Raw genomic sequence first — 22,365 nt, 5'->3', positions numbered from 1 at the left:
AATAAGCATTATATCCTTATCATCCAACAAGTTTTCCGTTGGTGTTTTCTCACCTAACATAATCTGCATCTTCGTATACTGCTTCTCCGTTATTTGCAGCAAACGAACTGAACCATAAGGTGGAATAATTCTCTTTACTTCCCGACAATACTTTTTAGAGTCATCATTATTCTTGGTTATCCGTGCATAAACAGAATATTGAAGCATATCAAAACCAAGTTTTATCAAGCTCTTTCTAAAACGAGTGTAATTCTTTCTATCCTCTGATGTATTTGTAGGCAAATCAAACATTACTATCAGTCGCATATATCTATTTTCCATATCTTTTTAAATCCGGTAACATCAGCAGCTCGACAGAATTGCCATTGATGGCACTGGTAAAGCTGGATATACATTTTTCGACAGCATTATAAAGTCGCAGCAGCTTTTTATTGATAAACACCTCTGTATTACATAGACCTATCAATGATAACTTATTACTTGATGTTAATTCATCCACCAGCTCATCATTATGTTCAAATATCCAATAATCTACTATCGGCCTAAAAGGTTCAATAAAATCATCCGCCAAATTAAATGGATTTCCTGCACCAATATGGTGAATCCCTAGATTGCAATTATATCCATGGGCACACAACGACCTGGCCACCAATGAGCGAATAATAGCATATCCATAATTCATGGCTACATTTACTACATCATCTTCAAACCTCGTAAAATCAACACCAAATAGATTTCTAAAAAACATTTTTGCCGCTATGGCTTCTCGATTTCCAGGGTCACCCGGCAGAACCTCATCAGCCAGCTGATGAAGTCTGCCAGGAATTTCACTTTTACCAGTTAAATTTTCCAGTACATAAGCCTGATTTTTAATTTTTGCTTTCACTATTTTTTCCCATAGATTATCCTGCATCTCTTTTGATAATTCTATCTGACGCTTTAATGCCGCATAACTGGCATAGTATGAATCTGATGATAGTACATTACAACATGGTAAATGTTTAGAATCACACAATATAACATTAACATCATATTCTGCCAATTTACACAAACCATATACAGACAAGTTTATAGACATATTATCCACCACTAAAGACTGAATATCTCCTAAAGGTATTTTTTTGACTTCATCTTTCTGTTGAATAATAAGCCATTCATCCTTGACTGTTATTCTTTCTCCGTTATTGACAAGAATGGAGCGGAACATTTTATCTCACCACCAATTTGCCCCAAAATATCAACATGATATTTTTTTACCATATCATCTTTTGATAATATAATATTTTTTCGTATCGCATCATTATTAGTTATTAAATAAAATATATTTTTGTTAATACTTTTTATCCCAGTATAGTATCCTTTAACTTTAATCTCGCCTTTTTTGTTTATTACATAAATATAGTCATTTTTAAACAGATACATGACATGCCTGCCATAGTTTTCTGGATTAGGTACAGTGATAAACATCTTTTTGTTTTTCAATTTAAAATCTACATACCTAAGACCGCGCAAAGCTGTCTTGTTATCCTTGGTACAGTATACCTCAAGACAATAGTAGGATTTTGCATCCAGGACATTTTCATTACCCAAGGAGTCAACTTTTATTGTAGACGAATCTTCCCGTTCATTTTTCCTTATAGGGTTATCCTTGGTAATGCTACCAGAAAAACGCTTTGACTGCTTATATGATACCAATGGCATTTGTATGGAAGCCACAAAATCTGGATCATTATAATACTGTTCCAAATTTTGACGGAAGGATTCTGGAGTAACCATCTTAAATTCTTCCAAACTTGGGTCTACCAATCTCTTATCCGTTTCCTCACGTAGTAACCGCACCATAGATGGTATACGGTCTTTGCTCACCAGTAGCTTCTTAGCCAATTCCGTATTGAAGTGATAATATTTATCCATTTTACGGACTGCCCTATCAAGATAATTCTCATATTCCTCCGTCACACGCTTACCATTCTGACGGAAAATATTCTGGAGCTTAAGGTTATCACTGGCCAGTTCAACAGCTGCTGGAGTAAGGTTTGCAATGACTATAGCATCAGCAGCATGATGCAAGTTATTCTCTCTATTCTTTTCTGGATTTCCCCATGTTTTCTTATTAAGCCATATTTTACGCATTCTGGATGTAATAGCACCATTTATTGCATACACATTTTTCTTTTTATCACTATTAAAAGCCAATGTGCTATTAAGATAGTTCACCAAGAAACGACTGATATATCGGGTATCGTTGATGTTCCTTGACTTCCATTCATCCAGCAATTTACTATCACGAAGATTCTTTACCATCAAATACTTATACTTTTTCTTTGAAATTATTTTTTTCTTTAATAATACATTAACTCGCTTTATAAACTCCTTTTCAGCCTGTTCAGATAAATATTCTCGTGGTGCAGTATTGGATTTTGCCTGACGATTGCTTCCCATACCAGTCAGCACCTTGTTGTTTAGTGTATCATCTAATATCAGAGAAAATGGAATAATATGGTCTACATCATATTGCCCGCTCAATACATCAGATTCTGGGATAGTATTACCAGTGTATAAATCTACCCCATCCTGTTGCTTCCATAAACGATAGCGAGCTATATCCTTACCAGATACCTCACCCTCCTTACGAAGTCCCAATTCCACCAGTTTGGCACCAATAGCCTCCTTGGCCTTCATATTATCATTATTGGCTTTGGTCATTTTCCGCCTAGTTTCGATACTATGCCCAAGTTCATCAGCTACCTCAATGTTTATATATGCTGGTGAGCCATATTTCCCGATGAGGGCATTTATTATCTTGCGGGTTTCATTAATAGCTTTGAAAACCACCACATTTTTAACTACATCATCATCCATTTCTTTAGTAAATGGTGGCAATAATCTAACCTTTTCCGTATTTTCTAACTCAACAGTAAACTGTTCCTGCTTTCGTCTAGCCTGAAAGTTACCATATAATTCACCATGTCTAAAAGCATCAATAGCCTCAAGCATATAACGATAGCTTACATTTGATGTCCCACCGAAGTGTATTCTCTTGGTCTGAACCTGTAATTCCTTGTTCCAGCCAGCTTTCTCCAGTGCTTTTCTTCTACGTTTTGGAGTAATATTGCTAGATAGCAAATTACACAATTTATGTAGCTTGGATGGCTTATCAAAATCAAACTGTTCTTCACTAATCAATTCATCATAGCTATATCCGCTAGAATCCAATACTTTTTTAAGTACCTTCAGTGTTTTTATGGTCTGAGGAATATTTTCCTCCAGCTTTTCTGCTTTTATAAGCGTCAAATTATATTTTTTCAGAATCTCCTTGATATCTTTTTCAGTAATGGAGGCATTTTTAAGTGCAAAATCAATAATTTCATCAGCAGCCTCCGGCAAAAAAGTTATTTCTCCGGTGGTACTATCAACATACATCATTTGGGACAGCCCATTTATCAATGAATATATATCTGATATTACTGTGGATCTGAAGCCTCTAAGTTCTTCCTTATAAAACATACAACAGCCTATAGTGTCCAAAAAACCCATAAACTTGCGCTTTTTATCATTTTTGTCACCAGGCCCATCCTCAAAATCTCGCTGAGCAAAAACTATATCATCACACAAAAAATTTATGTTATGATCCGTCAACTGTTTATAATATTCTTGTTGTTTTAGAAGTATAGCCTTAAGTTCATCAATGAGTGCTGCTCGTTTAATCAGAAAATACTTGTCTTCATCATCGCCTTTATGGTTATGGAAATCCGGGAACTGAGTATCTGTAGCGAATTCCTTATCATGCAAAATCATATCTGCAACAGATAAGTACTTGCCTTCCGCCATTTTTTCCTCAAATCGGGATAATGCAGTCTTTATCTTACCAGCTTCTTTTTTGTCTTCAACATCATCCTCGTAAAATTCCCGATAACCCCTATGATTGCAAAAATGGATAACACAGTCGGCTATTTCTTCTGGAGTGAGTCTTTCCGACAGGCCTCTATATCTGACTGAATAAATATTCTGATTACCATTTACTTCCTGCCATTCTTTTAATTTTGTTACACTCAATAAACCTATCCGCTCAATAAATCTCTTTGCCCGTTCTTTACGATGGTGCCTACGTCGAATCAGCCTTCTACCAGCTCTGTATTCTCTACGTCCTTGATTCTTGCTTGTTTTCGATTTAGGTTCTTCACCCGAATCAAAAAGTCGAACTCCTATCTGCTCAATACGAGCATCATATACATTTTCATAGGACAACACTGCAAAACCTACAGAACCAATACCAACATCCAACCCAATTCCAATTTTTTTCATTAGTATCCCCCTGTTCTATATTGACATATATTCATTATTGGTGATAATATAAAAACACACTTAGAGTTACTGTTGTGTCGGTTTATCAATATCCAACATATAACCTTTTATTGATTATTGTCAGTTTATCAATATCCAACAATAGTTCTAAGATAAGGCCTTATGTGCCGTAGGGTATAGCGGTATCCCGAACAATTCCGCTACTTTAGTAATTTGGCTGTTATGTTATATAACAGCTTTTTATTTTGCAATTAATTATGTAAATTTTTCTCAATTACAATCCCGAATTATATAATTCTAGCTAATTATTAAAATTCCCCCTTTATGTGAATATATTTTTATAACCATGTCCACACAAAATCTTCTTAAGCTGACATCCCTTTATTTATGAAAGTATGCTGTATGCCAGCTTTTATCATCTCCTAAAAATACTTATGTACCTTTTCTATATGTATTGTCTTCCGCTTACACTTGATACAATAAACTGTTTTATTATGTCCGTTAGGTCTGCGTTGGGCTGATTTTCGTGGTATAAAAAATTCATTTCCACAGACCTCGCATACCACTGTACTTACAGTAAAGTCTTGTTTTTTCATAGGCTATCCTTTTTCCCACCATTTTTAAAATAACTCTATAACTTTGGATAAGACACATTAGTCTGAGTCCCGCTTGTCCGTTGTCCCATATTTTTGCATTGCAAGTCTCTTTCTAAGATCTATCATCAGTAGGCACCAGCGGCCAGCAGACGCCTTAAGTTCGATAACGCATCCAAAATCTCAAGTTCCCTATTTGTTATCCCCGTTTCTATATAATTCTGTAATTGTTCTGCCTTCTTTGCAGCTTCCTTATTACCTACATCTGCCGACATATTCAGCCATTTTAATGCTTGGTCGAAATCCCGTTCTATAACATGACCTTTAAAATACATGAGCCCCAATACCATCATAGCCTCTGAATTGCCGTTATCTGCTGCTTTAAAAATTGGTTCTCCTTCTGGCAGAAGAAATGTCAGTCTGCTTATTTCATCGCTAAATTCCATCTCGGATGGAACTGGTGCCGGACATATAGTAGAACTACTCAAAAGGTATTCTAATCTCAGGTAATATCCTTCACATATTTTATTTTCTGGAATATTTTTCAATTCCTCTAAGCTCATTTCATGTACTGATTTTACATAAATCGGTTCAACTCTAACATCATCAAATTCTTTTAATTCTTCAGGCGATATAGGGAGTATATCATCCACATCTATCACCAAATTACTATGCTTCGCCCAATAATAACAAACATTGTTTACTTCTCTATTCAAGCGACTGTTATATTTGCCCAATGCCTGGGTTATATGACAGCCTTTTTTGATTTCTATACACGCCATATAGTCATCACTGTTCATTACATAAACTATAACAGACTGATGCCGTATTATCCTGTCTCGATATGTAGCCACACAGTTATTAAATGCTGCCCCTAACTTTGGAAGCATACCCGTATTTGGCAGCAATCTGAATTCATATTCTTTTATCCTGCAGGAATAGGATTGCTCTGTTTCATTGTAGTTTATTTTCGTGGATCTCCAATTTTCCATAAATGCTGTTACTTCCGTGCTAATAGCATCGTGCACATAAACAGTTGGACCATCTTTTAATAATCGTGTCTTTACTTCCTCGGACAATTGATTATGATAGTCATGAAATGCTAACAAAGCATCCCACTGTAATCTGTTTAAACCAGTTTCCAATGAAACGCGATACAACCACTTTAACATTCTTTTTTCGCCCTTTTGTTCAAGGACCCAGTGACAATAATATTCCAGTGCCTCCCAGTTTTTTAAAGAATAATCTCTGGTAACTTGGTTTGCCTCTTTGTCAAAGTAAAACCTTTTGAGATACATGGAGGCAATACTGTCATCCAGATAAAAGAATTTGTGCATATAATTTATGTCCTTAATCCCCCACTGCTTGAAAATCATGTACCAAACAATGGCATACGGATTAAAGGCATACGCTTTGCGCAGACTCTTTGGTGGCTTTATTTTCAGCAAATCACAAATAATCCTGTAGTTGTTTTTCTCCTCACGGGTAAACACTTCATCGAAAATATCTTCTCCATCACGGGTAGTAAACTCCCGGAAGAACTGCTTTAAAAAAACAATATTTACATCAAATGGTCTTTCCAGATAAGCCATTAATGTAGTTTTATTTTTTATCTGGCATAATACACTAGGTTTAATGCCAGTTTTGTAAAGCGTACACTCACGCATAGCCTCCATTGCGGTTTCAACCACAACATCAGGGATCTCTATATCTGTTTCAGTCCAATTATTTATATTAGATTTTGGAAGTTTACATTTAGAAATAAAAATTTTGTCTTTTACAATATCTACTGCTAATGAAAAACTCATTAATTTGGTGACCACATGATTTATGTCAGCATTAACCTTTAAAACATCACAGGCGATATTTATATATTTTAATGGAGCACTCTGATAAATCCGCCATCTAAATGGTGCAAAACCTGGACTAATGGCATAATATCCATCATAACCAATAGTGATTTCTGCAAAGCCCAATAACCCTTCAAAACAACACCCATTCTCAGAAACGGCACGATTATTGGATATAGACTCTATTCTCTCCATTACACCATGCTTAGGGCAAAAAACGAACTTTGAGTTTGTATTCGGCCTATATGGGTTACTAATATAATTAATTAATGGTACACATGGTATATCTTCAATCTCTTTTTTAGCCAATTCAGTGTCAGTACATCTTATCCATTTACCTTCTTCATAATTGTATGTAAAAGCAACATCCAACATACCAACACCCCCTCGTACTTTAAAACTATGTTTATCTGATCTAATTTTAGCAACAAATAATCCGCTTTAGGTCGCTTCCCAAACGACATGCTCAAATTCCTTAGTGAGTTTAAAAACTAGTGAATATTTATTATCTGTATACTATCATTACAGATTAAACTTGGGAATATTCACCTGAACAAAAATATGACCACCATAAAAACCATACGTTCTGCATTTTCGGTGGATGGTGGGAGTTTACAATAAAAATGCTGGAACCAGTATCACCCAATTCCAGCAAAAATATGAAATATATAGTTATAATTTCTCAATAGGGCAGGCGCTGTAACCCTCATATCCATAGGAAGCGTCTATGCCCTTCATATATACCTGTCGGTCGTTTATCTTGTCCGTTAAGGCCTCTTGTAGAAGGGACTTTATTTCCTTGCTTCGCACAGGACTTCTTTCCATGGCGAAAAAGTAATCTTCCTTGTCAACTTGACTCCAGTCGACTACCTTGCCCAATTCCTTCTTCAATATACAGTCCAGCCATATTCTCGTACTGCGGCCGTTACCCTCACGAAACGGATGGGCCACATTCATTTCCACATACTTTTCAATTATGTTATCGAAGGAATCTTGGGGCATTTTATCAATATTACTCAGGGCTTCGCTCAAATACAGAACCGGTGCAAAACGAAAATTTCCCTTTGCTATATTAACAGTTCGCATTATACCAGCAAAATCATACACATCCTGAAAAAGATATTTATGTATGGCCTGCAAGCCCTCAAATGTACCTACTGAAAAGGAGTCCAGCAGCTCGTTATCATAAAGCTCAAGGGCCCTCTTTTTAGTCAGGCGTTCTTCTGTATGGGCCAGCTCTATGGAATCTTTTATACCAAGTTTATTTTCCAAAACATTTGACACAGACTTCTTCATCTCCATTCCCACTGACCCGTAAAACTTTATTTCTCCGTATACGCCTTAATAAACTCCAGCACGCCCTCGAAGCTATCGGAGACATTAGTGTATTCCACCTTAGGACGGTCGATTATTACCAGAGGCAGATTCAGCTCTTTTACTGCTGCGAACTTTGTGTCTGCACCACCAAGAGTGCCACTGTTTTTGGTGACAACCACATCAGCATTGTACTTGATGAACAGCTCCTTATTAAGCTCCTTGGAAAATGGCCCCTGCATAGCAATTATATGATTCGGTGAAAATCCCAGTTCACGGGCCTCCCGCACCACCTCAGACTCCGGCAATATACGACATATCACATCGCAGTCCTTTAACTTAGCCGCCCTTGCAAAAACAGGAAGACTTCTACTGCCAGTGGTTAGGAATACATGCTTTCCCAGTTCCCCCGCCTTCTCTGCTGCCGCCTCAACGCTTTCCACATAATATGCCTTGTCATAATCCAGCTGACTTGATGCCCGCTCATATCTGATATAAGGTACACCACACTTTTCGCAGGCCCTCATGGCATTAGTGGAAATATTGGCAGCATAGGGATGGCTGGCGTCCACAAAGCACTCCACTTGATTCTTGCGGAAATATTCCACAAATCCAGCCTCATCCATAGCCTTGTTATTAACCTTTATTCCCTTATAGCGGTTCAAAAGCTCCTCACCGTACTCGCTGACAACAGAAGCTGTAACCTCATAGCCATGCTCCAAAATAAAGCCAGCCAGCTCCCGCCCGTCCTGGGTACCCGCAGCTATGAAAATCATACCTTGTAACCTCTTGGAGTTATCATGTAGCCATCCTTGACATAGGTGTGGCTGTTGCCAATGATTACTATGGAGAACATACCAATTTCTTCTTCGGTAAAATGCTCAAGATCGGAAATAACACAATTCTCCTGCTCACGGCTGGCACTGGTAACAATACCAACAGGAGTCTTTGGATCACGACACTTCAAGAGAATCTCCTGTATTGTATCGATGTAGTCCGGGCGGGCCTTGCTCTTTGGATTATAAAGGGCAAGGACAAAATCACCCTCCCCGGCTAATTTTGCACGCTTCTGAATAAGCTCCCATGGAGTCATCCAGTCACTAAGGGATATTACTGCAAAATCGTGCATCAGTGGTGCACCCAAAATAGAGGCCGCTGCATTTACTGCAGATACACCAGCTACTGTGCCACCATACTCTGGGCGGTCGCACTCAGGATACTGAAGCACCAGCTCCAACACAAGTCCGGCCATGCCATATACTCCGGCATCACCACTGGATACAACCACAGTATTCTTGCCAGAGGCTGCGGACTCCACAGCCATCTTGCAGCGATCAACCTCCTGCATCATGCCTGTGCCAATAACCTCTTTTCCCTCCAGCATGGGCTTTATTAAATCAATATATGTGGTATATCCGGCAACTACTTCTGCTGCCTCGATTGCTTTCTTTGCCTTTGGGGTCATATCCTCCATACTGCCCGGGCCAATTCCGATTACTGTTATTTTTCCCATATTAACGCCACCGTCACTTTCTCATATTTCGTCTTTAGGAGAGCCTCAACACCGTGATTAACGCAGCAATAGGCCGCAGCCTCTGCCACATTTCCCACGCCAATAGTTTTTCTCACAAATTCCGACTCTGCCAAATTATAATAATCTATCTGTTCCTTCAGCTTGCTGTTATCCCAGAAGGTAATCTTCTTATTTAGGGTCCTTGCAATCTCCAAAAGTCCCTGTTCATCAGCTTTAAAGGTGGTGCTGGCCATTTCATCAATACGTTCAACGCTCCAGCCTATCCGCTTACAGGCTTCCTCAAGGGCTCCACGAATAAGGTCAGCCCCTACTCCCCGACGACAACCAATACCGGCCACCAGCCGCCTTGGTCTAAGGTACAGTACCCACTCATTAACAGGAAATTGCTGGGCAGAAACCACCACCCGATAAACTCCCTGTTCCATTACCAGCCTGGAAATTTCATCTTTAGTACAAACCTTTACCAAAATGCCATTGCTTTTCATCTTTTTGCGGTATTCATCAAAGCATGGAATATTCTCATCTAAAATATATTCCAGCTGTGCATCACCCAAAACCGCATTATTTAAATGGAGAATGTTCTTCTTAGGATAAGGAACCAGTCCCATACGGGATGCCAGCAGATCTGGTGCCAGCTTGTTATTCACATCCGTAGCTGTGGTAATAACAGGATTGCTTTCCAGAATTTCCGCCAGCTCCAAAGTAAGCTCATTGCCTCCCCCAATATGTCCGGACAGCAGACTAATGACATTTCTGGCCTGTTCATCCATTACAACAACTGCGGGGTCAGTCAGCTTGCTCTCCAAAAGTGGTGCAATGGTACGCACCACAATGCCGGTGGCCATGATGAAAATCAAGGCACCATATCTGGAAAATTCTTCTTTTACAATATTCGCAAGTCGGCTGTAATAAATAACCTCCTGCTGGTCCTTAAGGCCCTCATGGGCGTAAATATCCACAGTAGCCTTAACATTTTCTCTAATGCGCCGGGCTACCTTCAATCCATTTTCTGATGAAGTAAAGATGGCATATCTCATACGCTGGCTTCCCTAAATCCGTGACTGAACTCCGGAGCATAAAGCCTTGAAAGCTCATAGTCACTGCCCAATACATGGCTTACAACTATCATAGAGGTGCGGTCTACTCCCTTGCCCTCAATTTCCTGGCAAATGGTCTCCAGAGTACCGCGGAAAATCCGCTGCTCCGGCCAGCTTGCCCGCTGAACAATGGCAATAGGCGTGGTTGGCTCATAGCCTCCCTCAATAAGCTCCTTAACCACATCCCCCAGCATGGAAATACTGAGGAAAATGCACATAGTAGCCTTGTGTGCAGCCAAAGAACGGAGCTTTTCCCGCTCTGGAACTGGGGTGCGCCCTTCATTTCTGGTAATAATAACGGTCTGGGTTACCCCTGGCAAGGTGTATTCCTGCTTAAGAGCCGCTGCAGTGGCCAAAAAACTGCTGACTCCTGGAACCACCTGATATTCAATGCCTTTCTTGTTAAGGGCATCCATCTGCTCCTGAATAGCCCCATAAATAGCAGGGTCTCCAGTATGAAGTCTTACCACCTTTTTGTCAGCTGCCACAGATTTTTCGATAACCTCCAGCACCTCTGGAAGGGACATGGATGCAGAATTATGAATTTCACAACCCTCCTTGGCATAGCCTAACAGGGCCTTTGGCACCAAAGAGCCAGCATAGATTATTACATCAGCTTCCTCCAAAAGTCTTTTGCCCTTTACTGTAATAAGCTCAGGATCTCCGGGACCTGCGCCCACAATGTTTACCATTGCCATTATTTAGCTCCTCTCTTTTTTTCACATGTGACTATATAAATCGGATTATTGGCCTTGGCCATATCATAACGCCCCACCTGCTCCAGCTGGCTTACCTGGACCTGAATGGCCTCATAGGTGTAATCCTCACGCTTTCTCATATATTCCAGGCATTGAGCTATGGTCTGTATAGTGATACAGTTCATTACTATGCGCCCGCCTGTATTTAGCTTTTTGTCTACTGCATCAAGAATCATTGGTAGATTGCTGCCGCTTCCTCCAATGATAACTGCATCCAGCTGTGGCAAGGCTTCCATGCCCTCAGGGGCTAGTGCCTCAATAACCTTTATGTTATATACCCCAAATTTTAGGGCATTTTCCTTTATAAGCTCAATACCATCCGGATTGCGCTCAATGGCATATACCACACCGTCCTTGGCCTGAAAAGCCGCTTCTATGGAAATAGAACCAGTACCAGCTCCCACATCACAAACCACACTATCTGGCTTTATGCGTGCCTTGGCAATGGTCAAAATCCTGACCTCCTGTTTTGTCATGGGCACCTTACCACGAATAAATTCCTCATCCGGGATTCCCAATGGTATCATTTTGCCTTCACCACCAATACACAATTTAAATATACCGTCTCCAGCTTTGCTGCCTCACCGATAGTGGTAATAATAATTTTTTCATCAGGATATGACAGGCGGTTACATATTGCCACCATGGCCCCCGCAGGCCACCCCATTTTCTTCAGCATGGCAGGGATAGTTCTGGAATTATTATTTTTATCTGTCAAAAAACCTATAATCTTGCCGGGACAATACACCAGCTTCTCCTTGGAAGCACTGCGTCCGTGCATGCTAACAAGCTCCGCCTCCTGCCATGGCATGCCCAGCTTGGCAAAGGCCACCTGCATGGAGCTGAGCCCCGGAATAACCTTTATTGGCTTATCCTCAAAGTTGCGTCGCACTGCATCCAGCATAGAGTAATACCCCGGATCTCCCGAAACCATTACCACCACGTCCTGAGTCCGAAGCTCTCTGCCTATAAAGTCCATAACAGCATTCATATCTGCACGAATTATAAACTGCTTCTGGCCCTTATCCTTGCCGTACTGCCCCATGGCACGGCTGCCCCCCACCAGCACCTTGGCCTCATCAATGGTCTTCAGTGCTGCTGGGATCATGTATTCAGAACTTCCTGGCCCAATGCCCACAATTATTATTTTATGTTCCATCCAAACTCCTCGCCAATCTGTCTTGCTGTATCGTCCATCCCCAAAAGTCGTCCCTTCAAAGTAACCATAACGGTGCCCACCTGCATTTTTTCAAATACATACCGCTGGGCCCTTAGACTTGCACGGGCCGCAATGGTGTTATAGACAGACTCCAGATTATACCTCTCAATAACTGGCAGTGCCTCCTCAGTAGTAACATCAGAAAGTATCTCCTGTACCCCCTCCGCTGGCATTCCTGCCGCTGCACTGTAAGCAGCCATGGTTTCCATACGACCGTCTCCCATGCGGTTATGAGTATGAAAAACCCCCGCCGCCACCTTTGCCATTTTTCCGATATGGCCGAATAAAAGGACTCGCTCCAAGCCCATATCTGCCGCTGCCTCCAGCATGTGACCGATAAAATTGGAGGTCTGCACCATGGCCTCTGAAGGAAGTCCCCAGGAGGTTGCTATGCGATCACCAATTTTTCCCGGCACAAAGATTTGAGTTTTAAAGCCAGATGCCAAAGCTACACTAATCTGTGGCACCAAAGAATCCTTAAAGGCCTCCTCGGACATAGGGCGAATTACCCCGGTAGTACCAATGATAGAGATGCCCCCCACTACACCCAACACTGAGTTAAGGGTTTTCTTGGCAAGCTCCTCACCTGCTGGCACATCCACCCGCACAGAGCAACCGGGAATAAAGCCAAAGACCTCCTCCAGTGATTGCCTTATAAGAGCTCTGGGGCCTGGATTTATTGAAGGCTCCCCGGGAGGTATTGCCAGCCCAGGCTTGGTAATGGTGCCAACACCTTTCCCCGCAATAAGTTTTATGCCATCCAAGGACTTATCCATAGTCAAGGTGGTCAATATGGAGGCTCCGTTGGTAATATCCGGATCATCCCCTGAATCCTTCACGATTTCCACCCTTATGCCATCGCCCACGGGTTCAATGGTTTTTACGGGTATATGCAGTTTTGTTCCGTCAAGGGCATTTATTTCCACGAAATCAGCAGAGCTGCCCTGCATAAACAGTGCCGCTGCCTTAACCCCGGCCGCCACACAGGCCCCGGTGGTATATCCGCCCCTAAGTTCTTTAGGCATTTCCTTCTCCTAATTTTACGATAACTCTAAGTTATATACTATTATAACGCAATTGTTCAAATTTTTCCTTCTTTGAAGGAAAATATTCCTGTGACAAAAAAAGGACCGCTTCCGCAGTCCTCATTAAAAACTTATTTCTCAAACAAAGCCTTGGCGAAGTCCTCGGCTACGAATGGGCGTAAGTCGTCTACGCCTTCGCCTACGCCAATCCATTTAACTGGCATGGAGAGCTCGGCCTTGATGCCGATTACCACGCCGCCCTTGGCAGTGCCATCCAGCTTTGTAAGAACAACGCCGGAAATAGGTGCTGCCTCAGTAAAGAGCTTGGCCTGGCTGATGGCGTTCTGGCCGGTGGTGGCATCCAGTACCAGCAATGTCTCATGGGGCGCATCAGGGATTTCACGCTGAATTACACGATTGATTTTCTTCAGCTCCTCCATGAGATTGGACTTGGTCTGAAGACGTCCGGCGGTATCAATGAGAAGGATATCCACATTACGGGCCACAGCTGCCTTTACTGCATCAAAGGCCACAGCTGCCGGGTCGGAATTTTCCTCATGACGAATAACCTTGGCATTGGTGCGCTCACCCCAGATTTCCAGCTGATCAATAGCAGCGGCGCGGAAGGTATCAGCAGCAGCCAGCATAACGGTCTTGCCCTGTTCCCTGTAGTAATTACTCAGCTTGCCAATAGTGGTAGTTTTGCCCACGCCATTTACACCGATTACCAAAATAACGGTAGGACCTTCCTGGGCAATTTTAGTGGTATCTGAGTCCTTGGTAAGGAGCTCAGAAATCTTTTTTGCCAAAAATGGCTTCAAATCCTCAGGGGAGTTAATTTCCTTCTTCTTGATGCCCTTGCGCACTGCCTCCATCAGATTATCCGTGGTGTTTACCCCCACATCTGCCATGATAAGGATTTCCTCCAGCTCATCCAGCAGATCATCATCAATATCAGCGTAGCCAATAACCAGCTTCTCAATTTTTTCAGTAATAGTTTCACGGGTCTTGGTAAGGCCCTTTTTTAATTTATCAAAAAATCCCATCATAAACCTCCAAAGAATTTAATTTTCTATCATGGATTCAGCTTCCTTCAGCTTTACGGAAAGAATCTTGGATACGCCCGCATCCTCCACAGTAACACCATACATGGAATCCGCTGACTCCATAGTACCCTTACGGTGAGTAACCACAATAAACTGGGTATTACTGGAATATTCCTCAAGGAAGCTGCCAAAACGGCCAATGTTGGCTTCATCCAGTGGTGCATCCACCTCATCGAGAAGGGAGAATGGTGCCGGTCTGTAACGTAAGAACGAAAACAGTAATGCCACAACTGTAAGAGCACGCTCGCCACCAGACAATACCGCCAAATTTTGCTGCTTCTTATCAGGAATCTGTACTACTATATCCACGCCGGATTCCAGCACATTATCCTTATCAATGAGAATAATCTTGGCTTCGCCACCGCCAAAGAGTCTAACAAAAATGTCCTTAAAGAACAGATTTATACTGTTAAAGGCCTCCTTAAACTGCTTGGTCATGGTGGCATCCATTTCGCCGATAATCTTCAACAAATCCGCCTTGGCGTTGTTAAGATCCTCAGCATTCCCGGACAAAAAGCCGTGACGCTCCAGAAGCTCCTTGTATTCTGTGGGCGCATTTGGATTTACTGTGCCAATGGCTCCAATCTCCCTTTCCAGGCGCTTCAGCTCCCGCTTCAGAGCTGTTGGCTCCATTTCCGGCACCATCTCAGCTGCACGCTCCGGCACTATACCATATTCTGACAGCATCTCATTTTCCAGCTGCTCCAAATCGTATTCCGTATGGGAGGCATTCAGCTCCAGCTGATGCAGTTCATCCTGAATGCCATTAAGCCGCTGCTGAGCGGACTTGGTTTCCTTTTCATTTTTCTGGCTTTCCACCAGCTTTTCCATGCGCCGCTCGTGAACTTCCTTATATTCACTTTTTGCCTTTGCATAGTCATCCTGCAAATGCTGGGTTTTGGTTATAAGCCCGCCAATCTTATTTTGACTTTCCTCCAGCTCATTGTCCAGTCTGCGAATTTCCTGTTCGTTTTGGCTGATGGATTCTGCATTTCGGGAAAGCTCACGCTGACGAAGCAATGTTTTTTCCTTCATGCGGAGAATACTCTGCTCCAGCACCGTTTTATCATGCTCCAGCTGATTGGTAAATACCGACAGGTCCTCGGCCTCCTGATCCATATCAGCATAATCATCATTGATATCCTGAAGCTCATTATTTAAGGCTTTATTATTCGCATCCAGATTTTCAGTTTCTTTTCTCAGCTCAGCCACCTTGCCTTGAATGGAAAGGAAATTGGCCTGGGCATTTTCCAGAGTATGCTCCAGCACCTCATAATCTGCATTGGCCTTTGTCAGTTTTTCCTCAATGGAGGAAACATTCAGCTGATGCTCCTGCTCCCGCATTTCCAAAGCATGAAGATCATTTCTGAACTTGTCCAGCTCAGATGTGGTTGCTTCTATTCTCCTTTTAAGGTCACCGCGCTTTTCCTGCAAATCATCAAAGGATTTTTTATCCTTTGCCAGCTTATCTCTAAGCTGTTTTATTTCATCCTGACGATTAAGGAAGCTACTTTCACGATGCTGATGGCTTCCACCAGTCATGGCACCGCCGGGGCTAAGAAGCTCACCCTCAAGGGTTACAATACGAAGGCGCTGCCCCATCTGCCGATTTAAGCTAACGGCGTTATCCATGGTGTCAACCACCAGGGTTCTTCCCAAAAGGAACTCCATAACCTTTTTATAGGCATCATCAGTAGTGACAATTTCATTAGCCCAGCCAATAACCCCTGCTGTACCATTTGGCAAATTCTCCCGATTATTTCTTGGAGTAATAGAAGAAAGTGGCAAGAAGGTAACCCGTCCCAAACGGTCACGTTTCAGAAACTCAATGGCTGCCTTGGCAGTATCAGTATCCTTGGTGACGATATTTTGCAGACTGCCGCCCAACGCTGTTTCAATGGCAGTCACATATTTCCCCGGAACTTCCATTAATTCAGCCACCGTACCACAGACCTGCTGGCGCCATGGGGTCTGACTTTTCAGTACGGCCTTAACAGCTTTGCCAAAGCCCTCATAGGAGTTTTGCAGATTCTCCATTATCTGCAGTCGGCTGGTCATCTTCTGAATACTGCTGTCCAGCTGATTTTTTTCCTTAGTTAGGCCATCGAAGGTCTGGCTATCCTCTTTAAGCTGATTTTCCTTAGCTTGGATTTCACGGGCCTTTAAATTCTTCTCTTTGACGGTTTCCTCAACCGCCATAGTCAGTTCCCCCTGATCCCTTTCCATCAGGGCAATTTCCTTTTGCAGTTCCTCTAGCTGCTGCAGCTGGTCACCGCGATTTTGGCTGTCGTTTTCCAAATCACGCTCCATTATGAGAAGCTGACTGTTTTTTTCATTATATCTCCGGGTGCCTTCCTGAACTTGCTTCTCAAGCTCAATACGCTCTGCCCTTTTTTTCTGCAGTGCTTCTCGGAGGTCCTTGGCCTGTTCACGACATTTCTGTATTTTGGCTGTGGTTTCCTCAAGAGTTCCTTGGGATTCCTCCCCACTCTTGTTGGAATCATTTATATCCTGCTGAGCCTCTTCTACTGCAGCCTTTAATTCCCGAAGCTGCTGACTCAAAAGCTGACGTGATGCCTTGCCTTGACGACGTCGCTCCTCCAAAACTTTAATATCACTTTCAGCTGCCTCTAGCTGGCTCTGGAGCTCATTGCGCTTCTGAGAAATAGCCTCCTGCTCCTTTTCCAGCTCCAGTACCGCCTTATCGAACTGCTCCTTACGATTTTCTGAAAGCTGCAGAGCTGTTCTGGCTGCTATCTCCTGATCCTTCTTAGCTGTGATGGCTGCCGTGTGCTTAGCCTTTTTCTTGTTAAGGTCAAGATAGTTAAGGTAAATGCCAGCCAGATTGAATTTCTTCAATTCCTCCTGAAGGGCATTGTATTTTTCTGTCTTTTCCGCACTGAGCTTCAAAGGTTCCAGCTGATTCTCTATCTCGCCAATAATATCCTGAACGCGAAGGAGATTAGACTCTGTGTCCTCCAGCTTCCGCATGGATTCCCGCTTACGGTTTCTGTATTTGGTTATTCCCGCTGCTTCCTCAAAAAAGAGTCTTCTTTCCTCAGGACGGGCATTCAGGACATCATCTATTTTATTCTGACTTATGATACCCATACTGTCATGACCAATACCGGTATCTGCAAAAAGATTGGTTATATCCTTCAGACGGCAACGGGCCCTGTTGATGTAGAACTCGCTGTCACCATTTCTAAAAAGTCTTCTGGTAATAGTGACTTCCTGAAAGTCCACCGGCAGGGTTCCATCGTTATCAAAAACGAGAGACACCTCAGCCACCCCCATGGCACGACGGGCAGCACTACCATTGAAAATAACATCCTCAGCCTTGGTACCGCGGATATTACGGATATTCTGTTCACCCAGTACCCATTTGATGGCATCAGAAATATTACTCTTGCCACTGCCGTTTGGCCCCACAATAGCTGTTATTCCCTTGTCAAAATCTACTTCTATCTTATCGGCGAAGGTCTTAAAACCATAAGCCTCCAGTCGTTTTAACTGCAACTAAAACACCAGCCTGTTTGAAATTTAATAACACTTTATTTTAGCATAAAATAAGCCATTTTCATATTCTTATGGGCCATTTCATTACAAAACAAAAAGGCTGAAAAGACAAAAGCATCTTTTCAGCCCTTCGGACATTATCAAATAATCTTATTTGGCACCCAGCATAGCCATCATGGTACCAGCAGCTACTGCTGTACCGATAACGCCAGCTACGTTAGGACCCATTGCATGCATCAGGAGGAAGTTGGAAGGATTTGCCTTCTGACCAACCATCTGAGATACACGGGCTGCCATAGGAACGGCAGATACACCTGCAGAACCGATGAGCGGATTAATCTTGCCACCGGAAAGACGGCACATAACCTTACCAAGCAATACACCAGCAGCAGTACCACCAGCAAATGCCAGGAGACCAAGGAGGATAATCTCAATAGTCTGTACAGTCAGGAAGTGCTCTGCACTCATGGTCATACCAGTACCAGTAGCCAGGAAGATAGTAACGATGTTGCACAGTGCATTCTGGGAAGTATCGGACAGACGGTCAGTTACGCCAGACTCACGGAACAGGTTACCCAGCATCAGCATGCTGATAAGAGCAGCTACAGGTGGAAGCAGCAGAGAAATGATAATAGCAGAGGAAATTGGGAATACCAATCTCTCAAACTTAGTTACATTGCGGAGCTGTTCCATCTTGATAGATCTTTCTTCCTTGGAAGTCATCAGCTTCATAATAGGAGGCTGAATAAGAGGTACCAAAGACATGTAGGAATAAGCTGCTACAGCAATAGCACCGAGAAGGTTTGGAGCCATCTTGGAAGCCATGTAAATAGCAGTAGGGCCATCAGCACCACCGATGATACCGATAGCAGAAGCCTCCTGGGCAGTGAAGCCAAGAGCCATTGCACCAGCCAGGGAAATAAATACACCAAACTGTGCAGCTGCACCCAAAAACAGGGTGTTAGGGTTTGCAATCAACGGTCCAAAATCCGTCATGGCACCTACACCAAGGAAAATCAGTGGAGGGAAAATCTCGTACTGAATACCATAGTGGATAACCTGCATAACACCTGGTTCTTCGAGGAAACCGGTGCATGGGAAGTTAGCCATGATACAACCAAAGGCAATTGGAGTCAGCAAAAGTGGCTCGAATTCTTTACCGATAGCCATGTACAACAGTAACAGGCCTACCAGAATCATAATGAAATTACCCAAGGTAAAGGAAGCAAAACCGCTGTCCAGCCATACTGACTGAATAGATGTTAAAAATGCGCTTAATATATCCATACTCTAGTGACTTCTCCTTATCATCTCATCTTCAAGGTGGTAAGGCCTTCATGACGAGCTACGCCGCCCCATGCAGGACGATCGGCTACTCTGATAGCCTTAACGCGAGAAAAGCCCACACCCATGGTTGCCAAAGCTGCTGCAATAGCTGCTACGGTCTCGTCTGCAATACCCTTCTCCACTACTGGAGCTGGTGCTGCTGTCTTAGGTGCTGGAGCTGCCTTCGGAGCTGCCTTTGGAGCTGCTGCTGCTTTTGCAGTCGGATCAATCTTGTGGATTAATCTGATGTAAAGGCTTAAAACAAACAGCACCGCGAATACGATTGTCATGTTAATAAGCATAATGACAATAGGATTCTGAGTTTCCATAAATACACCGCCTTATAAAAAAAATTTAAAACTGCCACTGCTTCAATTTGAATAATAATATTCAGGGTGAAGCAGTGCCCCCCTTTAACACTTTTAGTACACTTACATATTATAACGCACTTGCTGAGATTTTTCCATTTCAAAATAGAAAAATATTCAATTTAGCGTTTCAAAACAATAAATTCTATTTATTGTTACTGAATTATTAGTTACTGTTTAACTTTTTTATCGCAAGGCCTTTTCTATTCTTTTTATGTAAATGGAGCGATAAAGATTATTTTCTCCCAAGCCCTTTGTAGAAAAACGCACCTCTATACCGGCACCTGAAACAATGTTTTTCCAGCTATCCGGCTGATCTCCTGCCATATCCACTGTAGCATGATCACCACCAGTTAAAAGCATAGGTCTCATGAAAACCTTTTTCACGCCCTTTTTCTTAAGACGTTTCAGGACATCATCAAGGGTCGGATAATCATCAGCCTCCAGAACCCCAACATGAACAGGCAAATCTTTTTTATCGGCATACTGCTGTACCCACTCATAAACCGGGTTATGACGCTTCGGTGAGCCATGTCCCATAAGCAGCAGCTCTTCTCCCGGCTCCAGTGAATCAAGATAAAAAAGTATGTCTGCAATGCCTTCATAGTCTTCAGGGCCCTTTCCGGCCAATGCAGGCTCAGCCACATGGATTTCAGTGAATTTTTCCTTGGCTTCCTCCACCACTTTGACAACCTTGTTGTCAAACTCCAGACCTGGAGTCAGATGGGTAGGTGCCACAACCACTTTTTGGTAACCAGCATCCTCCAGATCTCCCAGAACCTCTTCCAAAGTCTCATAGGTCTCCCCCTGGGCAGCCAGCTTTTTTATGAGAAAGCGGGAGGTCCAGGCCTCAAAGATATCATAATCCGGGAATGCATTGCGGATATCCCCGATAAGGGAATCTATGCACTTTTTCTTTACGTCCTTATCACCTACACCGAAGGTAGTTACAATAATTGCCTGTTTCATATTCGTACACCTTATCTTGCACCCTGCTCTTTTAAAACAACATCAGCGATTTCGTGACAAATTACATCCAGCTGGGACTGATCAGGTCCCTCAGCCATTACGCGGATAAGTGGCTCTGTACCAGAAGGACGGACCAAAATGCGGCCATCGGAGCCCAGCTTTTCCTCTCCAGCCTTAATGGCAGCCTTAATATTCTCGTTTTCTTCCCAGCCTTCCTTGGTCTTAACAGCAACATTAACCAAAAGCTGAGGATAGCTTACCATCATCTCGTTAAGCTCGGAAGCCTTCTTGCCGCTACGCTTAACAGCAGACAGAACCTGAATGGCAGTAACAGGGCCATCACCAGTGGTATTGTAATCAGTGAAAATAATATGACCGGACTGCTCGCCACCCAGCTTATAACCATTAGCCAGCATGTTCTCCAGCACATAGCGGTCGCCTACCTTGGTGATTTCAGCTCTGCCGCCCAATTCCTTAATGGCCTTATGGAAACCGATATTGGCCATAACAGTGGTTACAACAGTATTATGGGTAAGGGTACCATCAGCAATCATTTCCTTGGCACACATTACCAGAATATGGTCACCATCAATGATATTTCCCTTTTCATCCACGCAAAGACAACGGTCAGCATCACCATCATGGGCTATACCAAAATCTGCCCCAAGGCCCACTACAGCCTTCTGAATGCGGTCCATATGGGTGGAACCGCAGTTATCATTAATGTTTCTGCCATTTGGCGCATTATTAAGAACAATAACATCGGCGCCAAGACTGTTAAGAACCATTGGCATTACCTCATAGGCTGCACCGTTGGAACAATCCAGTACAATCTTCATGCCATCAAAACGCTCTTTGCAGGTGGACAGAATGAAATCCTTGTACTCATTAATGTAGTTATGACGATAATCAATATAACCCATCTTTGCACCGGTGGAACGTGGGAAATCATCACCAGCTTCAATCTTTCTTACGATTTCCTCCAGCTCGTCCTCCACAGAATCAGGCAATTTATAGCCATTGCCGCCGAAGAACTTAATACCATTGTCGTGGAATGGGTTATGAGATGCAGAAATAACAATACCGCAGTTAGCGTTCTTTTTCTTTGTAAGATATGCAATAGCAGGAGTTGGGATAACACCGACAATAATTGCACGTCCGCCGGCAGAACAAATACCCGCACACAAAGCAGCCTCAAACATCTGACCGGAAATTCTGGTATCACGGCCGATGAGAATCTTTGGCATCGTTTCAGAATTTTCACCAAAATACAAAGTTGCCGCCCTGCCCAAACGATATGCCAATTCCGGAGTCAGCTCAACATTTGCCTCTCCACGCACACCATCAGTACCAAATAATCTAGCCATAATAAAATAACCTCC

General features: G+C 42.7%; 18 protein-coding genes. All 18 read right to left on the bottom strand.

Annotation, left to right across the window (positions count from 1 at the left end):
- Window positions 1-306: CRISPR-associated endonuclease Cas2 (cas2, locus tag T355_RS14525; RefSeq protein ID WP_071997219.1), on the bottom strand; the 306-nt coding region annotated here is incomplete at its 3' end.
- A 4-nt stretch (window positions 307-310) separates the two neighbouring features.
- Window positions 311-1,207, bottom strand: coding sequence for a type II CRISPR-associated endonuclease Cas1 (gene cas1 / locus T355_RS0112925; protein ID WP_027398096.1), 897 nt, complete (start codon window positions 1,205-1,207; stop codon window positions 311-313).
- The gene (cas9, locus tag T355_RS0112920) at window positions 1,168-4,305 is read right to left on the bottom strand and encodes a type II CRISPR RNA-guided endonuclease Cas9 (protein ID WP_027398095.1); all 3,138 of its coding nucleotides are present in this window, start codon (window positions 4,303-4,305) and stop codon (window positions 1,168-1,170) included. Before cas9 ends, cas1 begins: the two co-directional genes overlap by 40 nt.
- A gap of 721 nt (window positions 4,306-5,026) precedes the next feature.
- Entirely contained in the window at window positions 5,027-7,123 is a 2,097-nt protein-coding gene (locus T355_RS0112910) for a tetratricopeptide repeat protein (protein WP_027398094.1), read from the bottom strand.
- Between the two features lie 297 nt (window positions 7,124-7,420).
- Window positions 7,421-8,044, bottom strand: coding sequence for a protein adenylyltransferase Fic (fic, locus tag T355_RS0112905; protein WP_037330219.1), 624 nt, complete (start codon window positions 8,042-8,044; stop codon window positions 7,421-7,423).
- Window positions 8,045-8,070: 26 nt separating this feature from the next.
- Window positions 8,071-8,838 carry a precorrin-6A reductase gene (gene cobK / locus T355_RS0112900; RefSeq protein ID WP_027398092.1) on the bottom strand — a complete coding sequence of 256 codons (768 nt, stop codon included), beginning with the start codon at window positions 8,836-8,838 and terminating at the stop codon, window positions 8,071-8,073.
- Complete coding sequence (cobJ, locus tag T355_RS0112895; protein WP_027398091.1) at window positions 8,835-9,575, bottom strand: precorrin-3B C(17)-methyltransferase; 741 nt, start codon at window positions 9,573-9,575, stop codon at window positions 8,835-8,837. Before cobJ ends, cobK begins: the two co-directional genes overlap by 4 nt.
- The gene (locus T355_RS0112890) at window positions 9,563-10,633 is read right to left on the bottom strand and encodes a cobalt-precorrin 5A hydrolase (RefSeq protein ID WP_027398090.1); all 1,071 of its coding nucleotides are present in this window, start codon (window positions 10,631-10,633) and stop codon (window positions 9,563-9,565) included. Before T355_RS0112890 ends, cobJ begins: the two co-directional genes overlap by 13 nt.
- Window positions 10,630-11,385, bottom strand: coding sequence for a precorrin-4 C(11)-methyltransferase (gene cobM, locus T355_RS0112885; RefSeq protein ID WP_027398089.1), 756 nt, complete (start codon window positions 11,383-11,385; stop codon window positions 10,630-10,632). Before cobM ends, T355_RS0112890 begins: the two co-directional genes overlap by 4 nt.
- A 5-nt stretch (window positions 11,386-11,390) precedes the next feature.
- Complete coding sequence (cbiT, locus tag T355_RS0112880) at window positions 11,391-11,975, bottom strand: precorrin-6Y C5,15-methyltransferase (decarboxylating) subunit CbiT (protein WP_027398088.1); 585 nt, start codon at window positions 11,973-11,975, stop codon at window positions 11,391-11,393.
- Window positions 11,975-12,610, bottom strand: coding sequence for a precorrin-6y C5,15-methyltransferase (decarboxylating) subunit CbiE (gene cbiE, locus T355_RS0112875; protein WP_027398087.1), 636 nt, complete (start codon window positions 12,608-12,610; stop codon window positions 11,975-11,977). Before cbiE ends, cbiT begins: the two co-directional genes overlap by 1 nt.
- Window positions 12,595-13,695: a cobalt-precorrin-5B (C(1))-methyltransferase CbiD gene (gene cbiD, locus T355_RS0112870; protein ID WP_027398086.1), complete on the bottom strand. Its 1,101-nt coding sequence runs from the start codon at window positions 13,693-13,695 to the stop codon at window positions 12,595-12,597. Before cbiD ends, cbiE begins: the two co-directional genes overlap by 16 nt.
- Window positions 13,696-13,826: 131 nt before the next feature.
- Window positions 13,827-14,741 (bottom strand): signal recognition particle-docking protein FtsY, encoded by a 915-nt coding sequence (ftsY, locus tag T355_RS0112865; RefSeq protein ID WP_027398085.1) that lies wholly within the window; start codon window positions 14,739-14,741, stop codon window positions 13,827-13,829.
- Window positions 14,742-14,759: 18 nt separating this feature from the next.
- Window positions 14,760-18,320 carry a chromosome segregation protein SMC gene (smc, locus tag T355_RS0112860; RefSeq protein WP_027398084.1) on the bottom strand — a complete coding sequence of 1,187 codons (3,561 nt, stop codon included), beginning with the start codon at window positions 18,318-18,320 and terminating at the stop codon, window positions 14,760-14,762.
- Window positions 18,321-18,470: 150 nt separating this feature from the next.
- The gene (locus tag T355_RS0112855) at window positions 18,471-19,607 is read right to left on the bottom strand and encodes a sodium ion-translocating decarboxylase subunit beta (protein WP_027398083.1); all 1,137 of its coding nucleotides are present in this window, start codon (window positions 19,605-19,607) and stop codon (window positions 18,471-18,473) included.
- Between the two features lie 20 nt (window positions 19,608-19,627).
- Window positions 19,628-19,975 carry an OadG family protein gene (locus tag T355_RS0112850; RefSeq protein WP_027398082.1) on the bottom strand — a complete coding sequence of 116 codons (348 nt, stop codon included), beginning with the start codon at window positions 19,973-19,975 and terminating at the stop codon, window positions 19,628-19,630.
- A gap of 225 nt (window positions 19,976-20,200) precedes the next feature.
- Complete coding sequence (locus tag T355_RS0112845) at window positions 20,201-20,983, bottom strand: sirohydrochlorin cobaltochelatase (RefSeq protein ID WP_027398081.1); 783 nt, start codon at window positions 20,981-20,983, stop codon at window positions 20,201-20,203.
- 11 nt (window positions 20,984-20,994) lie between these two features.
- Window positions 20,995-22,350: a phosphoglucosamine mutase gene (gene glmM / locus T355_RS0112840; protein WP_027398080.1), complete on the bottom strand. Its 1,356-nt coding sequence runs from the start codon at window positions 22,348-22,350 to the stop codon at window positions 20,995-20,997.
- Between the last annotated feature and the right edge of the window lie 15 nt (window positions 22,351-22,365).

Origin of the sequence: Anaerovibrio lipolyticus LB2005 (assembly GCF_000621545.1) — a bacterium.
Lineage (GTDB): Bacteria > Bacillota > Negativicutes > Selenomonadales > Selenomonadaceae > Anaerovibrio > Anaerovibrio lipolyticus_A.
Note: the sequence above shows the minus strand (reverse complement) of the source record. Positions and strands in the feature narration are given on the sequence as shown.